This window comes from Yinghuangia seranimata (assembly GCF_029953285.1).
GTDB classification, from domain to species: Bacteria; Actinomycetota; Actinomycetes; order Streptomycetales; family Streptomycetaceae; genus Yinghuangia; species Yinghuangia seranimata.
The window spans coordinates 1-15600 of sequence record NZ_JASAOI010000085.1 but is presented as its reverse complement, the minus strand read 5'-3'; the positions used below and the strand labels follow the sequence as shown (position 1 = coordinate 15600).

At 69.7% G+C, this 15600-nt stretch carries 14 protein-coding genes; 5 read left to right on the top strand and 9 right to left on the bottom strand.

The annotated features are described in order from the left end of the window. Positions 1-19 precede the first annotated feature (19 nt). A complete protein-coding gene (locus QI554_RS40420; protein ID WP_281477805.1) occupies positions 20-733 on the bottom strand; it encodes an N-acyl amino acid synthase FeeM domain-containing protein in 714 nt (237 codons plus the stop codon). 647 nt (positions 734-1380) lie between these two features. On the opposite strand from QI554_RS40420, the gene QI554_RS40415 reads away from it, so the two are divergent. Next, positions 1381-3477 (top strand): ATP-binding SpoIIE family protein phosphatase, encoded by a 2097-nt coding sequence (locus tag QI554_RS40415; RefSeq protein WP_281477803.1) that lies wholly within the window; start codon positions 1381-1383, stop codon positions 3475-3477. Between the two features lie 42 nt (positions 3478-3519). Here the strand turns inward: QI554_RS40415 and QI554_RS40410 are convergent, their stop codons facing one another. Then, entirely contained in the window at positions 3520-4326 is an 807-nt protein-coding gene (locus tag QI554_RS40410; protein ID WP_281477802.1) for a FadR/GntR family transcriptional regulator, read from the bottom strand. Between the two features lie 134 nt (positions 4327-4460). On the opposite strand from QI554_RS40410, the gene QI554_RS40405 reads away from it, so the two are divergent. Both QI554_RS40405 and QI554_RS40400 read left to right on the top strand, forming a co-directional pair. Beyond that, positions 4461-5723 carry an amidohydrolase family protein gene (locus tag QI554_RS40405; protein ID WP_281477801.1) on the top strand — a complete coding sequence of 421 codons (1263 nt, stop codon included), beginning with the start codon at positions 4461-4463 and terminating at the stop codon, positions 5721-5723. A gap of 18 nt (positions 5724-5741) precedes the next feature. After that, positions 5742-6551, top strand: coding sequence for a sugar phosphate isomerase/epimerase family protein (locus QI554_RS40400; protein WP_281477799.1), 810 nt, complete (start codon positions 5742-5744; stop codon positions 6549-6551). A 33-nt stretch (positions 6552-6584) separates the two neighbouring features. Here QI554_RS40400 and QI554_RS40395 read toward each other — a convergent pair whose 3' ends face one another. From QI554_RS40395 to QI554_RS40375, 5 genes are read right to left on the bottom strand one after another with little or no spacing between them, the layout of a single operon-like run. Further along, on the bottom strand, positions 6585-7562 hold the full coding sequence (locus QI554_RS40395) for an LLM class F420-dependent oxidoreductase (RefSeq protein WP_281477797.1): 978 nt from the start codon (positions 7560-7562) through the stop codon (positions 6585-6587). Positions 7563-7599: 37 nt separating this feature from the next. Further along, positions 7600-8607 (bottom strand): acyl-CoA dehydrogenase family protein, encoded by a 1008-nt coding sequence (locus QI554_RS40390; RefSeq protein WP_281477796.1) that lies wholly within the window; start codon positions 8605-8607, stop codon positions 7600-7602. Beyond that, on the bottom strand, positions 8604-9725 hold the full coding sequence (locus QI554_RS40385; RefSeq protein ID WP_281477794.1) for an acyl-CoA dehydrogenase family protein: 1122 nt from the start codon (positions 9723-9725) through the stop codon (positions 8604-8606). Before QI554_RS40385 ends, QI554_RS40390 begins: the two co-directional genes overlap by 4 nt. Positions 9726-9732: 7 nt before the next feature. Beyond that, positions 9733-10530: an enoyl-CoA hydratase/isomerase family protein gene (locus QI554_RS40380; protein WP_281477793.1), complete on the bottom strand. Its 798-nt coding sequence runs from the start codon at positions 10528-10530 to the stop codon at positions 9733-9735. Positions 10531-10565: 35 nt separating this feature from the next. Further along, positions 10566-11675 (bottom strand): zinc-binding dehydrogenase, encoded by a 1110-nt coding sequence (locus tag QI554_RS40375; protein WP_281477792.1) that lies wholly within the window; start codon positions 11673-11675, stop codon positions 10566-10568. Positions 11676-11855: 180 nt separating this feature from the next. Here QI554_RS40375 and QI554_RS40370 point away from each other — a divergent pair, with 180 nt between their 5' ends. Next, positions 11856-13280 (top strand): aldehyde dehydrogenase family protein, encoded by a 1425-nt coding sequence (locus tag QI554_RS40370; RefSeq protein ID WP_281477790.1) that lies wholly within the window; start codon positions 11856-11858, stop codon positions 13278-13280. An 86-nt stretch (positions 13281-13366) separates the two neighbouring features. On the opposite strand, the gene QI554_RS40365 is transcribed toward QI554_RS40370, so the two are convergent. Beyond that, a complete protein-coding gene (locus QI554_RS40365; protein WP_281477788.1) occupies positions 13367-13822 on the bottom strand; it encodes a nuclear transport factor 2 family protein in 456 nt (151 codons plus the stop codon). A 49-nt stretch (positions 13823-13871) separates the two neighbouring features. Then, positions 13872-15059 (bottom strand): amidohydrolase family protein, encoded by a 1188-nt coding sequence (locus QI554_RS40360; RefSeq protein ID WP_281477786.1) that lies wholly within the window; start codon positions 15057-15059, stop codon positions 13872-13874. 247 nt (positions 15060-15306) lie between these two features. On the opposite strand from QI554_RS40360, the gene QI554_RS40355 reads away from it, so the two are divergent. After that, a partial coding sequence (locus QI554_RS40355; RefSeq protein WP_281477785.1) for an LLM class flavin-dependent oxidoreductase occupies positions 15307-15600 on the top strand: 294 nt, incomplete at its 3' end.

Genomic DNA, 15600 nt, shown 5'->3' with positions numbered 1-15600 from the left:
CCGGTACTCCGTTTCCCCGTCAGTTGTACACGTCGACGAATTCGTCGTACTCCATGAGGTAGCGATAGAACGGACTGGCGGTCCGGAAGGTCCGGGAGAACAACTCCCCGGTCCGGAGCAGCAGCGCCACGCTCGAACCGGCCTGGGAAAGCTCGGTATCGACGAACTCCTTGCCGGTTTCCTCGAAGCCGAGCGCCCGCAGCGGGCCGATGGGCGTGGTGGCGGTCTGCGTGAAAAGGTCGGCCAGAATGTGCGTGACACCGTTCGCCAGACACCAGTGGATGCACCCCTTGACCAGGCCCGCCAGCACCCCCTGCGGGAATTCCGGGAACCGCCGGTTGCGGAACTCCGGGAGGATCATGAGGCGCTGACACTCGATGAGGCGGCGTCCCGGCCTGATGTCGTCGATACCGACGAACTGCTCGATGGGGAGGCCACCCGCGGAATCGGCGACGAGGCGCATCGTGCCGACCACCTGGTGTTCGACACGGGCCAGCAGGTACGTCGCGTTCTCGTGATACCGGTCCTTGTAGGCCGGCCCGGTGCCTGAGGGCAGCCAGCCGAATTCCGCGCCGTAGACGTCGGCCCAGAGCCCATCGATGGCCACAAAGTCCGCATCGCTGGCCGCGCGGTACACCGAAGAAGGCAGGTCAGGATCCCTGACGTGCGGAACGAATTTCCATCCCGGCAGAGCGGTGGCGGCCGCATCGCCGCCGACTGAACGAGAGCCCACTGCTTCCCATCCCCCTTGAGAGCAATCGGGTCCGACCATTCGACTCGCCGGTTGGACCATGAGCAGGGAACACCCATCGGAGAGACGAAGTCAATGAATTATGCGCAGCCGAGAGGCTACCTTGCGTAATACCCACAGGTAGGAATGGGCGCACCAGGTGTACATTTAACAGCGTCGTAACGGAAACCGGAATCCACGCCTACCGGAGGCGCCTAATCCGCTTCACCATGAGCGGGTTTCATGCACGCAAATGCCTGGCGTTCATTTATCGGGATCCGAAGAGAACGCCCCCCGGCTTCCCGAATTCATGAAGTCGCCTCTGCGTAAAGCCACTTCGCCGCGGCAATCGCGTGGCCCCTGCCGCACGAGGCGCCGAGGCCGCTGTCGCGCCGGCCAGCATGAACGCGCCCGAATCGGGCGAGCGGCCGCGACCGACCGACCCGGCACGACCGACTCGGCGGCACCGTCCACGAATACCAGCATGTGGCCTGACCTGGGTGGATGGGATTTCGGCACCCACAGGGTGGACGCACCGTGCCAAGGTGCTCGTCGCGGCACCGCATCAGGCCATCTGCTGACATCCCGCCGCCGGGCGATACTGGTAGCCACCGAGAGGTTTTCGACGGGGTCCTGGAAGCGGTCTCAGCGTGCACGAACAGCACCGATTGGTGGCGGGGCTCGGGCTGCCATCGGAATGGGCGGAACGTCTTGCGACGACCGTGTTCTCCCAAGGGTCGATCGGCCTGGTGGTCTTCGACGCCGACCTGCGGGTGATCGCCACCAACGCGAGTGCGGAGGTCCTGCAACGTGCTCCGGTCCGGGTCGGTGACCCCGCGGACGCGGCATTGACAGCTCTCGGCCTTGACGATGCTCTGCCGCTGCTCCGACAGGCACTCGCCGCGGACGCCCCGCTCCTCGACCGGCAACCGCTCGCCGCCCGTGGGCAGGACGGCCACACGCTGTACCTCAGACTCGCGATGCTCCGCGTCCCCCCAAGCGGCGGCCAGCCGCTCGGGCTGCTAGTGACATTCAACGATGTCACCGAGCAGGTACACGCCGAGGCCCGGGCCGCCATCGTCCACGAAGCGGCAGCGGCAATCGGCGCTTCCTTGGACGTCACGGAGACCACGCAGCAACTGGCCGACCTGCTTGTGCCAGGCTGGGCGGACCTGGCGGCCGTGGACCTGGCCACGGCGGTCTTGGCCGGCGAGGAACCTGTGCGAGACCCGTCAACCGGCTACACAGCCGCAATCCGAACCGCGGTCGCCGCGACCGGGGACTCGTGGCCGCCGTATCTTGTCCAGGTCGGGGAAGAGCCATTGGTCCCGCTGGACAGCCCGGAGGCCCGGACCATCGAGCGCGGCGCGACGCTGCTGCTACCGCAGGTAGTCGCGAGGCCAGGCGACGGTCCCGACATTCTCCGGCGGCTGATCCCAGTCGGCGGCCACAGCAGCCTCGCGGTCCCGTTGTTCGCCCGCGGCCACCTGCTCGGTGCTGTGCAGTTGTGGCGCACCGAGCGCCCAGATCCTTTCGACGAGGACGATGCCCGACTCCTGGAGGAAGTTGCCTCACGCGCCGCGCTCAGCGTGGACAACGCACGCCGATACACCCGCGAGCACCGTGTCGCGCTGGCCCTGCAGCACAGTCTGCTGCCCGACAGGCGAGCGGACGAACCGGCTGCAGAGACGTTCGGTGCCTACCTGCCCACAGCGACCGCCGCAGGCGTGGGCGGCGACTGGTACGACGTGATCCCGCTGTCGTCGACGCGGCTGGCCCTCGTCGTCGGCGACGTCGTCGGCCACGGCTTGGCGGCAAGCGGCACGATGGGGCGGCTGCGCACCGCCGTTCAGGCACTCGCCGATATGGACCTTCCCCCGGACGAGTTGCTAGCTCGCGTGGACGACCTCATCCTGCGGCTCTCCGGCGAACCCGAAAGCCCGCAGGCGATCGCCGGCGCGACCTGCCTGTACACCGAGTACGACCCGGTCTCCGGCCATTGCCGCGTGGCCTCGGCCGGCCATCCACCGCCTGCGGTCATCGAGCCCGACGGACGCGCACGCTACATCGAGCTGGAGCCTGGGCCGCCGCTGGGCGTCGGCGGCATGCCCTTCGAGTTCACCGACATCACCTTGGCTCCAGGAAGTGTCCTGGTCCTGTACAGCGACGGCCTGGTGGCAGGCCCCGACCGCGACCTCGACAACGGCATGCGCAGATTGCTGGACCAGATCGAGCGATTCGACGTCGCGCACCGGGACTTGGACAAAGCCGGCCACGACCTGCTCGACGACGTCACCGCGCCCCGCAACGACGACACAACCCTGTTGCTGGCCCGCGTACATCGGCTGCCGGACGAGGACAGCGCCACCTGGGAGCTGCCCGCCGACCCCGCCTGCGTCGGACCGGCCCGCGACCTGGCCACACGACAGCTCGCCGCCTGGAACTTGGACGAACTCGCTTTCACCACTGAACTCGTCGTCAGCGAACTGGTCACCAACGCCGTCCGCTACGGGGGAGGCGGTCCCATCACGCTCCGCCTGATCCGCGGGAACGTGTTGGTCTGCGAAGTGTCCGACCCCAGCAACACGCAACCGCGCCTGCGCCATGCCCGCACCACCGACGAAGGCGGCCGCGGACTCTTCCTGATCGCCCAACTCACCCAACGGTGGGGCAGCAGATACCAACAATCCGGCAAGACCATCTGGGCCGAGCAAAGCCTGGCCGACGAGCCGGCACTCGCACGCTGAAGCGGCATACAGCTTCTGCGCACCGACGCACCCGGGTGGCTGTCAGGCGCCGGCCGGGCCTGACTGGACGGGTCGGGCCGCGTACTCCTGGAGTGGGTATGCGTGGGCGCCTTCGAGGTGGCGGACCGCGTAGCGGTAGGCCAGGGTCTCGTCGCCGTCGGCGATCAGGTCGATGAGGTGTTCGTGTTCCCGGACGCCGGCGCGGCGGATGTCGGCGCCTACCTCGGCGGCTGAGCGCTCGGCCCAGAGTTGCTCCTGGCGCGCCCAGAGGGTCTCGACCATCCCGAGGACGATCTGCATGGTCTGGTTGCCGCATGAGCCGACGATCGCTTCGTGGAATTCGCGGCTGGCTCGGATGTAGGCGAGGCCGTCGTCGACGGTCAGGGCCATGCGTTCGTGGACTTCACGCAGGCGGGGCACGACCGCGTCGGCCCGGTCCTCCCGCCCTGCGCACAGGGCGACGCACACCGGTTCGAGGCGGCGCAGCGCCTGAGCGAGGTCGGCGAGGGTGACGTGCCGGGTGTGCATCACCATGCCGAACATGCGTGCCGCGTCCTCGGGCGTCGGCTGGTGCACGACGGAGCCGCCGACTTTGCCGCGGCGCACGGTGAGCAGGCCTTCGGTCTCGAGAATGCGAATGGCCTGGCGAAGTGTGGTGCGGCCGACGTCGAACTCCGCCATCAGCTCGTCCTGCTTGGGCAGTACGTCGCCGTCGGCGAGTTCGCCGTCGAGGATGCGGCGGCGGAGTACGCCGGCGACGACCTCGGCGATGGCCGCGTAGCGGATCTCGTCGGCTGCCTCGCCTGCCGGGCGCTGCGCGACCCTGACCCTCCCGGGGCTGTCCACCATGGTGTCGATCATAGCTATGTAGCGACCACGTCCGGGCGGATGTCGTGTCCTGCCCGCGGGTTCGGTCGCGCTCTAGCGGTCTAATCATAGCTATGTTAGACATGTTAAGCCCCTTGACTGCGAGAAGGAGCTTCATGACTGCCGACCGCTACACCGTCATCTCTTCCGACTGCCATGCGGGTGCCGACCTGCTCGACTACCGCCCCTACCTCACAACCGAGCACCATGAGGCCTTCGACGCGTGGGCGGCGGCGATGGTCAATCCGTTCGAGTCCGAGCACCTGCTGAGCAAGAGCCAGGAGTGCAACTGGGACGGCGCCGTACGCGACGCCGACCTGCTGGCGCAGGGGATCGTGGGCGAAGTGGTGTTCCCGAACACCGTGCCGCCGTTCTTTCCGCAGACCCAGTTCTTCGTCCCGCCGCCACCGACCAATCGCCAGGAGTACGAGCGCCGTTGGGCTGGGCTGCGGGCACACAACCGCTGGATGGCCGACTTCTGCGCGGCGTCACCGGGACGGCGAGCCGGGGTCGCGCAGATCATGCTGAACGACATCGACGACGCGGTCGCCGAGGTCCACTGGGCCAAGGCGCACGGGATGTTCGGCGGCATCCTCGTCCCTGGCGTACCGCCGGGCGCCGCGCAGGCACCGCTGTTCGATCCGGTGTACGACCCGATCTGGCGCGCGTGCGAGAGCGAGGACGTGGTCGTCAATCTGCACAGTGGCGGCGGAGTACCCGACTATCCGCACGACCCGCGCGGCCTGGCGGTGTTGCTGTCGGAGATCACCTGGTTCTCCAACCGGGTGCTGGGGCACCTCGTGTTCGGCGGCGTGTTCGAGCGCTTCCCCGGCCTCAAGGTCGTCTTCACCGAGCAGGGTTCCGCGTGGGTGCCCCGGGAGCTGGCGAAGCTCGACCAGTTCGTCCGCACGATGCCGCTCGACGGCACCGCCCAGCATTTCTTCGGCGCGGACATGGCCGAGGGGTTGAGTCTTCTGCCGAGCGAGTACTTCGCCCGCAACTGCTTCATCGGTGCGAGCCCGCTGCGGCAGGCGGACTGCGCCACGCGTGACCAGATCGGCGTCGACCGGCTGATGTGGGGTTCGGACTACCCGCACGCCGAGGGCTCGTTCCCGTACACGCTTGAGTCGCTGCGCCTGACGTTCGAGGGTGTGCCCGAGGCCGAGGTCCGCGCGATGCTTGCCGGCAACGCGGCGCGCGTGTATGGCTTCGATCTGGACCGGCTCGACGCACTGGCGGCGCAGGCGGGCCCGTTGGTCGCGGATGTCGCGGTCCCTCTGGATCGCGGCGAAGTCGCGGCCGATGCGCTCGGCTCGGTGTTCATCGACCACTTCGGCGCCGACCATCCGGCGCTCGCCCTGGAGCGGGCAGCCGATTGACGCCCGCGGAGGAGCCGGGTGCTGTACAGCTTCAACACCTTCAACCATTCGACCTACTACGGCCTGGCACCGTCCCTGCCCGAGCAGATCGCCGCGGCTGCGGCGGCAGGCTATGACCGCATCGGCCTCGACGTCTTCTCGGTGCTGGCCCACGAACGCGCGGGGCTGCCAGTCGAGGCGCTGGCGGCACTGCTGAAGGAGTACAAACTGCCGTGCTACGAGCTGGTGTCCCTCTCCATTTCGGCGGATGCGGATGCGACCCGCAGAAGTCTGGCGCGGGTGCTTGAGGCAGCGGCGGTCCTGGAACCGGCTGAGGTTCTGTGCGTGGTGACCGGTGAGGTCGACAGGGGCGTCGTGGCCAACACCGCCATGTGCGCGGCCGCGCTGGACCGGGAAGGCATCGGTCTTTCGGTCGAGTTCCTACCCACCCGGCATCTGGACTCGATTCCCGAAGCGGTGCGCCTGCAGGACCGCGTCGGTCATCCCAACCTGCGCATCGTCGTGGAGAGCTGGCACTTCTTCCGCGGCCCCAGCGGCTGGGACGACCTCGCGGCGCTGCCGTTGGGCCGGATCGGCTTCGTCCAGTTCGCGGATGCGCCGGCGCCGGTGTCGGACGACGTGCACACCGAGTCGATGCACCGCCGGGTGATGCCGGGGCAGGGCGAGTTCGACCTCGCCCGATTCTGCGGGGAACTCGTCGGCAAGGGCTACGACGGTGTCGTCAGCGTCGAACTCCTGTCGGACGAATGGCGCGCCGCGAACCTCGACGCCTTCGCCGACACGGCGCTGACCACGACCCGCGCGGTGTGGGAGGCCGCGGGCGCCTGAGCGTGCCGGCCCCGATGCTCGGCAGCGGGCGGTTCACGCCGGGTCCGGCGCGAGCGCCAGCGCGTCCTCCAACGGGTCGGTCCCCAGACCCGGGTCGACGAACATGATGACCGGAACGGTCACACCGTTGTCGACGTAGCGCTGGATGGCCGCGCGGCACTGCGCCGGGGTGCCGTGCACGATCAGGTCGTCGACCACCTCGTCCGGGACCGCCGCGAGCGCGCGGCGGCGGTCACCTGCCGCCCAGGCGTCCCACATCGGCTGCAGCAGCTCGGTCCGGCCCAGCCATCGCTGGTAGTTCGCGTAGCCGGGGACGTTGAGGTACGAGGTGACCATGCGGCGGCAGACCGCGCGGGCCGCGTCGGCATCGTCCGTCGGGCACACGAAGATGCGGCCGACGATCTCCTTCCCAGGGCCACCTTCGTGTACGTAGGGCACGACCTTCTTGACGTCGTCGGCGGACAGCCAGTTCAGGATCACGCCGTCGGCCTCGCGGCCGGCCAGCCGCAGCATGCCCTCGCGCAGCGCGGCGAGGTAGATCGGAGGCGGCGTCTGCGGCGGACGTGCGAGCCGGAAGCCGTCGACCGCGAAGGTCTCGTACCGCTCGGCGACCCGTTCCCCCGCGAGTGCGGCGCGGAGGAATCGGACGGTGTCGCGCACGCGTTCGTACGGCTGCTCGAACGCGGCCGCGTTCCAGTTCTGCACGATCGGCCGGGACGCCGAGCCGATGCCCAGGTGGAAGCGCCCGGGCGCGAGTTCGGCGAGCGCGGCGGCGGTCATCGCGAGGACGGCGGGGCCGCGGGTGAAGGGCGAGACGATCGCGGTGCCCAGGTGGACATCGGGGGCGCCGGTCGCGGCGAGGGCCAGCGGCGTGAAGCCGTCGAGGCCGTCGACCTCGCAGCTCCAGATGTCGGTGTAGCCGACCGCAGCCAACTCGCCTGCGATGCGCGGGTGGTCGGGCAGCGGTGCGGAGAACGGCAGCGTCATCCCGTAGCGGAGCGGGCGGGTCATGGGGCGGTGATCCTTTCGCAGTTCCGTTCTCGCGTGCTCAGCAGGTCAGTTCGTCCCACACGGCCGCCTCTCCCCCGGCGAGCGCGAGCTGCCCCAGGTACCGGGCGCAGTCGGCCTCGGCGCCCGCCTCTTCGGGCCACGACCACAGCCGCTTGGTGTAGTGGTGCAGCGGATACTCGGCCGTGACGCCCATTGCCCCGTGCAGCTGGTGCGCCGTTCGGGCGCAGGTGGCCGCGGTCGCGGCCGCCGTGACTCCGGCGGCGGCCGCGGCGGCGAGGAACCGCTGCGAGGTGCCGCCGGAACGGGCAAGGTTCGCGACGGCCCGTTCCAGGGCGGCGTCGAGTCGCACGGTCGCCACCCGCATCGTGGCCAGCGCGGTCGCGACCGCGGGTATGCGGGCAAGCGGCTTCCCGAACTGCTCGCGCTGCATGACGTATCCACGCGTCAGCGTGTACGCCCCGACTGCCGCGCCGGCCACGGCCACAGACCTCAGCAGTCCGAAGCGGGCACGAGCCTCCGCCAGGTCCGGTGCCCCGGGCAGGTTCGGCATCGCCGCGCCGCGCAGCACCAGGTCGTCGCGTGGCTCGCCGGCCAGGTTCACACCCTCGTGGACCTCGACACCCGGCGCGTCGAGGTCGACGTACGTGGCTCCGCCGCTTCGGCCGTAGACAACAACTGCGCTCGCCTGCCGCAGCCAGGGGACGCAGGGGATGCGCACCACCGACAGGTCGTCCTCGTACACGGCGTCCATGCCGAAGGCGAGTGTTACCCGCTCCCCCGCGGCGCGGTCGTGCGCGAGCGCCCATGACGCGAGGGCGGATTCGCCGACGGGCAGGCCGGTCGCGTGCTCGCCCAGGGCGCGCACGACGGTCACGAGGTCGTCGTAGCTCCCGCCGGACCCGCCCGCAGCCTCGTCGACCCCGACAAGGGGCAAACCCAGCTCGGCCAGCTTGCGCCACACCTCATCCGACGACCGCGCCTCGACCGGCGTGCCGCCGACGACGTCGCTGACGAGTCCTCGCAGTTCCTCGGCATACTCGCTCACGGCCGGGTCTCCTGTTTGGCGATGATGGACAGCAGGACATCGGCGGCGCCGCCTCGGATCGTGAACCCCGGAGACGCGAGCAACGCCTGGGCCCATGCCGCGTGCAGTTCGGCCCGATCGGGTGTGCACACGCGGCGGGCGAAGTCGACGACGTCGTTCTCGAAGGCGTTGCCCAGGTACTTCAAGGTGGCGGCGTCGACGACAGGTGCGGCGCCCTGATCGAGACTCGCGGCCACCTGCCACGTAAGGCGCCGCAGCGTGGCGAGGTCGGCGACGAGCCGGCCGAGCCGTTCCTCGGTGTCGGCACCGTGCGCCTCGGCGTCGCGCAGCGTCAGGGCGAACAGCGGGTACGTGGACAGGAACCGCTCCGGCCCACCCCGCTCGAAGGACAGCTGCTCGGTGACCTGCCGCCAGGCGTTCCCGACCGTACCGAGCACCCGGTGCTCGGGGACGAAGACGTCGGTGAAGGTCATCTCGTTGAAGTGGTGGTCACCGGCGAGGTCGACGATCGGCGACACCTCGATACCGGGCGTGTCCATGTCCACGATGAACTCGGTGAGGCCCTCGTGCTTGCGCTCGGTGCGCTCCGTGCGGGCGAGCAGGTAGGTATGGGTGGCCTTGTGGGCGCCGGTCGTCCAGATCTTCCGCCCGTTGACCCGCCAGCCACCGTCGACCCGCGCGGCGGTGGTGCGGACCGCGGCCAAGTCGGAGCCGGCCTCCGGTTCGCTCATGCCCAGGCAGAAGACGTACCGGGCCGCGGCGATGCCCGGCAGGATCTCCGCCCGTAGCTCGGGGGTTCCGTGGCGGAGGACGGCGGGGCCGATCTGCCGGTCGCCGATCCAGTGCGCGGCGACGGGGGCGCCCGCGCGCAAGAGTTCCTCGTTCACGGCCAGCCGGGCGGCCTGGCTGCGGCCCCCGCCCCCGTATGTGCGCGGCCAGGTGATGCCGATGAGGCCGCGGGCCGCGAGCTCGCGGCTGAAGTCGGGGTCGAAGCCGCGCATCCAGTTGTCGCTGCGCGGCTCGTAGCGGCCGTCGGCCCGCCACTGGCCGGTCAGTTCGCGGACTTGGGTGCGCAGGTCCGCGAGCTCGGGTGCTTCGGGTGATGTCGTGGTCGTCATGTGCGCCTCAGCGGCCGGTGTAGGTGCCGGGGCGCTTCTCCCGGAAGGCGGCGAGTGCCTCCTGGGAGTCCTGCGTCGCGGTGACGACGGCCTGGTGCGACGAGATGAGGTCCAGTGCGGTGCGCAGGTCGTGCCGCTCGCCTTCGCGGACGGCGCGCTTGATCAGCTGGACGGCCACCGGGGGCTGGGCCGCGAGGCGCGCCGCGAAGGCGCGGACTGAGGCGGCGAAGTCGGCGTCGTCGTGCACGGCGCTCACCAGGCCCATTCCGAGTGCTTCGTCGGCGTCGACGAAGTCGCCCGTCCAAAGCAGGCGCAGCGCGGTCGCCGTGCCCACGATGCGCGGCAGGTACCAGCAGCCTCCGTCGCCGGGGACCAGGCCGACACGGATGTAGCCCTCGCTGAAGCGGGCGGAGCGCGCGGCGATGCGGATGTCCGCCATGAGTGCCATGTCCATGCCGGCGCCGACCGCGACGCCGTTGACCGCGGCGAGGTACGGCTTGGTCAACGCTTCGGCAGCGAAGGCGACTTGATGGATGCGGTCGGTCAGCAGGCTCTTCTCCGCCCACGGCGTGCGCTCGCGTTCGGCGAAGGCCTCGAGGTCCACGCCCGAGCAGAACGCGTCTCCCGCGCCGGTGACCACGACGACGCGTACGTCCGGGTCGGCCTGGGCGCTGCGCAACGCGTCCGCCCACGCGTCGACCACCTCCATGGTGAAGGCGTTCTTGCGGTCCGGGCGGTTCAGCGTGATCGTCGCGATGTGGTCCGCGACGTGGTAGTCGAGCTCGCGGCTCTCCGAATCACTCACTCTGGCTCCTGGCGTGACGAAATCAGACGTATGGGCTACGGCACGATGCTGGCGCGGACGACCTCGCGGCGGTCGGCGGCGAGGAACGCGTCGTTGATCTCCGCGAGCGGGAAGGTGGTGCTCTCCAGCCAGCGCTTGGGCAGCCGGTCGCGTACCGATTCGAGGAACACCAGGCTCTTGCCGAGCGCATCCGGCTCGTAGAGGGACACGCCGATGATGCTCTTGTTGGTGAGGGTGAGACGCGACGGGTCGGCATCGTACGCCTGGCCGTGGCCGATGTTGCCGACGCTCAGATAACGGCCAAAGCGCCCGAGCATCTTGATCCCCTCATTGACGACGCCCGGGGAGCCGACGAGTTCGACCGCGACGTCCGCACCGCCTCCGGTGAGTTCGTGGACGCGCCTCACGCGGGCCCGCTCGTCACTCTCGGCACTGATGTCCACCACCGCATCAGCACCGAGTTCGCGGGCCAGCTCCAGGCGTTCGGCCACGGCGTCGACCACGACGACCGTGGCGGCCCCGCGTGCCTTGGCCAGCGCGGTCGCGTACAAGCCAAGTCCGCCGGCACCCTGGATGACCACGGTCTCCCCGAAGGTGAGCTGTGCGCGGTCGAAAGCCTGCATGACCTGGGCGAGCGCGCAGTTGGCGCCGCTGACCACCTCGTCGGACAGGCTGTCGGGGACGGTGTAGACGAGCGCGCCGGCCGGCAGGAGGAAGTAGTCCGCGAATCCTCCGACGTAGTAGGGCGGTTCGGCCGAGCTCGCCAGCATCGCCATGGTCATGCGTGCGCAGCTCGCGCTGCGCCCGGCCACGCAGTATCGGCAGACGCGACACGGGAAGAAGTACGGGAAGACCACCCGCGCGCCCTCGGCCAGCGCCGCGCCGTCGGCGTCGCGCGAGACGCCCTCGCCCAGCCCCGCGATCACCCCGACCATCTCGTGGCCCAGAACCGTGGGCAGCTTGCCGCCCAGGCCGCGGGTGTTGAAGCGGCCGTGCCAGGCGTGCAGGTCGCTGCCGCAGACGTTGGCCCGGGTCACCTTGACGAGAATCTCGCCGGGCCGCACGCCGCGGCCGGCGAGGGAGACTTCACGGATCTCGAACGGCTCGTTCGGCGCGACGAATTGCGCGATACGTCCTTCGAACACGAGAGGCAGCCTTCCTGGGTCTCCGCGCTCTGCGCGTGCTCGGAGGCGGTGCGCCTCACGTGACCCGACGGTGACAGGATCTTGTAATTCCTGTACATGAAATACATCATCACCAGGGTTGAACGTCAAGGCCCGGGCCTTCGCCGAGGCGCACCGCCCGGGCGCGCAAGGAGGCACTTCATGTCCCGTTCCCCCGCGAAACCGCTGTACGTGGACGGCCAGTGGTTCGAAGCATCGGGCCAGAATCGGATCGCCGTGACCAACCCCACGACGGAGGAGGTGTTCGCTTACGTCCCCCGTGGGTCCGCATCCGACGCGGACCGCGCAGTCGCGGCGGCTCGCGCGGCCCAGGACGCCTGGGGAGCACGGCCGCAGGCAGAGCGCGTCGCCGCCGTGGAGTCGCTGCACAAAGCGCTCGAGGCCCGGGCGTCGCAGCTCACCGAGGCCGTCGTCGACGACGTCGGCACCCCGCACCGCATCGCCGACAAGCTCCAGACGCAGCTTCCGCTGGCCGCCGTCCGGGATTTCATCGGCGCCGCCGACGGCATCGAGGAGCCCGTCCGGTTCCGCAATTCGCGCATCCACCGCTCCCCCGTCGGCGTGGTCGCGGCCATCACCCCGTGGAACTATCCGCTGCTCCAGACCATCGGCAAGGTGGTGCCCGCCCTTCTGAGTGGCAGTACGGTCGTTCTCAAGCCCAGCGAGGTCGCACCCCTGGTGCCGTATGTCCTGGCGGAAGCCATCCACGAAGCCGGCCTGCCGCCTGGGGTCTTCAATATGGTCAGCGGCGTCGGTCCGGAGATCGGGGCAGCACTGGCCGGGCACCCGGACGTGGACATGGTCTCCTTCACTGGCTCGACCGCCGGCGGGCGGGCGGTCGCCGCGGCGGCGGCGCGGGGGATCAAGCGCGTGGCGTTGGAGCTGGGCGGCAAGTCCGCCGCGATCGCCCTCCCCGACGCCGATCTGGAACGCGCGGTCAAGGCGACGGTAAGCAGCTGCCTGCTCAACTCCGGGCAGACCTGTCTGGCGATCAGCCGTCTCCTCGTCCCCCGCGAGCGCTACGCCGAGGCCGTCGAGCTGGCCGCGGCCATCGCCGCCCGGTTCACCCCCGGCAACCCCCGCGAGTCGGCCACCAAGCAGGGACCGCTCGTCTCCGCGACGCAGCGCGACCGTGTTCGCGGCTTCATCGACCGGGCCGTCGCCGACGGGGCAGCCATCGCGACGGGGGGCGCGGCGGTGCCAGACGGGCTGGACCGCGGCTATTTCGTCCGTCCGACGGTCATCGCCGACGCCGATCCGGGCAGCGAAATCGCCCAGGAGGAGGTGTTCGGCCCCGTGCTCGTGGTGCTGCCGTACGAGGGCGTCGACGACGCCGTGCGGATCGCCAACGGCACGCCGTACGGCCTGTCGGGCGCGGTGTGGGGCCCGGACGAGGACTCCGCCGTCTCGGTCGCGCGCCGACTGCGCAGCGGCCAGGTCGACGTCAACGGCGGGGCCTTCAATTCCGCGGCCCCGTTCGGCGGTATGAAACTCTCGGGAACCGGGCGGGAGTTCGGGCGCCTCGGGCTCGAGGAGTACTACGAGGTGCAGTCCCTCCAGCTGTAGGCCAGTCTCCACGCCCGGAGGAGACACGCGTGGGGCGGAGCCGGCCGGATGGTCGGTTCCGCCCCACGCTGTCGTCCGGGCCGGGATCAAACCGCTCGGTGCTCGGCGAGCGTCACGGCCTTCATGGTGTCGAGGACGACGTGCACCTCGCCGAAGCGATACACCCCCTCCTCGCGCCGCAGCACGGCTCGAACGATGCCGCTGGCCAGGTTCGAGGGAAGCCCGTCCTGCGTCGTGGTCACGAAGATGTACGACGACACCGAGACCTCGTCGTCCGTCTGCGCGGTGATGTGGATGTTCGTGCCATTGTGGCGCAGCGGGTACGGGCTGCCGAGCCGGTGCTCGCGCTGCCACGTGAGGACGTCCGCGCGGCCGCGGTTGTCCGAGGCGATGAACTCCTCGTGCGGGTGGTTGCCGGTGTCCGTCCGGGTGGTGAACCACACGTCCTCGGTGAAGGCGTCCTCCCAGGCGTCGAAGTCACCTTCGTCGTAGATGAACCACCAGCGCTGCAGGAGCTCGTGGACGGCAAGGCGGTCGTGCATAGTGCGGGTCTCCTCGGATCAATACGGACGGTGCGCGCGGGCGCGGGGTTCAGGAAGGCAGCGCCAGCGGGTCGCCCATCCGGGCATAGGACTCGGCGATGTTCCCCGAGAGGAAGCCGTCCCGGACGTCGGCCGCCGTCTCCGCGAGCTCCTTCTCATAGAACTCGACCGGGGTCAGGTTGCCCTCGAAGTGCGGGATGTCGGAGGAGAACACCGCGACGCCCGGCAACTGCTCGAACAGGTCGAAGGGCAGCTGGCCCGCGTTAGGCAGCGGCGTGATGCGCACGTTGCGCTGCACGTACTCCGAAGGCTTCAGCGGCAGCTTGTACTCGTGCAGGAACACGGCCGACTCCGGGGTGGCCCGACCGTCCATGTTGGCGACGGTGTACGGCACCCAACCGACACCCAGTTCGGCGATGAGCGCGGTGAGCTTGGGGTGCCGTTCGAAGACTCCCCCGAAGACCATCGCGTTGAGGAAGACCTCGCCCATCTGGTGGGTCTGCGCCGTGGCGATGTGCGTGAGGACGCTCGGGTCGGGGGTGTTGGCGTATCCCGGATCGAACGCCGCGTTCGCGAGGCCGACGTGCAGGATGGCGATCATGCCGAGGTTCTCGGCAGTGGACCAGAAGCGGTCGAAGTCCCGGTGGAACAGCGGGACTCCGCCGACAGCTTCGGTGGTGACGTGGAAGGCGCGGCTGCCGAGCGCGCGCATCCGGGTCAGCTCCTGGATCGACCAGTCGAGGTCGTCGTAGCGCAGCAGCGTCACGGGGAGAAGGCGGTCACGGTGACCGGCGGTCGCCTCGGCCATGTGGGTGTTGAGGGAGCCCACGGCGAGCTTGCCGAGTTCCGTATCGCGGATGAGGGACATGTACACCATGCCGAGGCCGCTCATGATGTTCTGGAGCGCGATGCCCTGCTGGTCCAGCAGCCGTATGCGGGCGGCGGTGTCGACCTCCTGCCACTGCGAGTGCCCGCCGAGGTTGAAGTCCGCGGGCCGCTCCTCGGGGAAGATCGCCCGCATGAACGGCGTGGTCATGTCCGACATCGGGACGCGCCCGTCACGGGCGGCGGCCTGCCGGAGCGGGAAGGCGGCGTACGCGAAGTGCTCGGGCGTGTTCGGCGCGAACTCGGGGTCGTCGTCCGGCAGCCACGCCGGGAGCCGGTCCCGCAGCTTCGGGAACTGGTCCAGCCAGTCCCGCGCGGGTTCGAAGTGGGCGTCGACGTCGATGACGGCCATGGGGTGTGCTCCTCGTGGTGAAGCCGTGCGAAGGGGCTCGGGCGCGCTTCGGGCGCCCGCCCTGACGAAATAAAATATGGGTTACACAAAAAAGGCAAGGGAGTGCCCCGCCCGCTCTTGAGGCCCGCACCGGTTTGTGTAACCGTTACGCCACGACCCCCGCCGGACCGTGGCGACGCCTGCCTGCGCGCAGCCGGACCGGACCCTGCCAGCCAAGACCAGCCCAGACCAGCAAGGAGGGCTCCCTGTGGAGTTCGGTCTCTTCCTCAACGGATTCATACCGGGCCTCGCCGCCCACGACCGCCCCTCCGAGCACCTGGCGCTGATGCGTGAGCTGGAGCTCGCGATCAAGGCCGACAAGCACAACTGGAAGTACGTCTGGTTCGGTGAGCACCACGCCCTGACCGAGTACTCCCACATGTCGGCCCCCGAGGTCGCGATGGGCTACGTCGCCGCGAAGACCGAGCGCATCCACCTGGGCACCGGCATCAACTCGCTGTCGCCCCGCAAGGAGCACCCGGTCCGCTTCGCCGAGCGCGCC

Excerpts from the sequence above, each read along its gene's own strand:
- QI554_RS40410 (WP_281477802.1), bottom strand. The coding sequence starts at position 4,326 with ATGGTGGACAGCCCCGGGAGGGTCAGGGTCGCGCAGCGCCCGGCAGGC.
- QI554_RS40405 (WP_281477801.1), top strand. The coding sequence starts at position 4,461 with ATGACTGCCGACCGCTACACCGTCATCTCTTCCGACTGCCATGCGGGT.
- QI554_RS40395 (WP_281477797.1), bottom strand. The coding sequence starts at position 7,562 with ATGACCCGCCCGCTCCGCTACGGGATGACGCTGCCGTTCTCCGCACCG.
- QI554_RS40385 (WP_281477794.1), bottom strand. The coding sequence starts at position 9,725 with ATGACGACCACGACATCACCCGAAGCACCCGAGCTCGCGGACCTGCGC.
- QI554_RS40370 (WP_281477790.1), top strand. The coding sequence starts at position 11,856 with ATGTCCCGTTCCCCCGCGAAACCGCTGTACGTGGACGGCCAGTGGTTC.
- QI554_RS40365 (WP_281477788.1), bottom strand. The coding sequence starts at position 13,822 with ATGCACGACCGCCTTGCCGTCCACGAGCTCCTGCAGCGCTGGTGGTTC.
- QI554_RS40360 (WP_281477786.1), bottom strand. The coding sequence starts at position 15,059 with ATGGCCGTCATCGACGTCGACGCCCACTTCGAACCCGCGCGGGACTGG.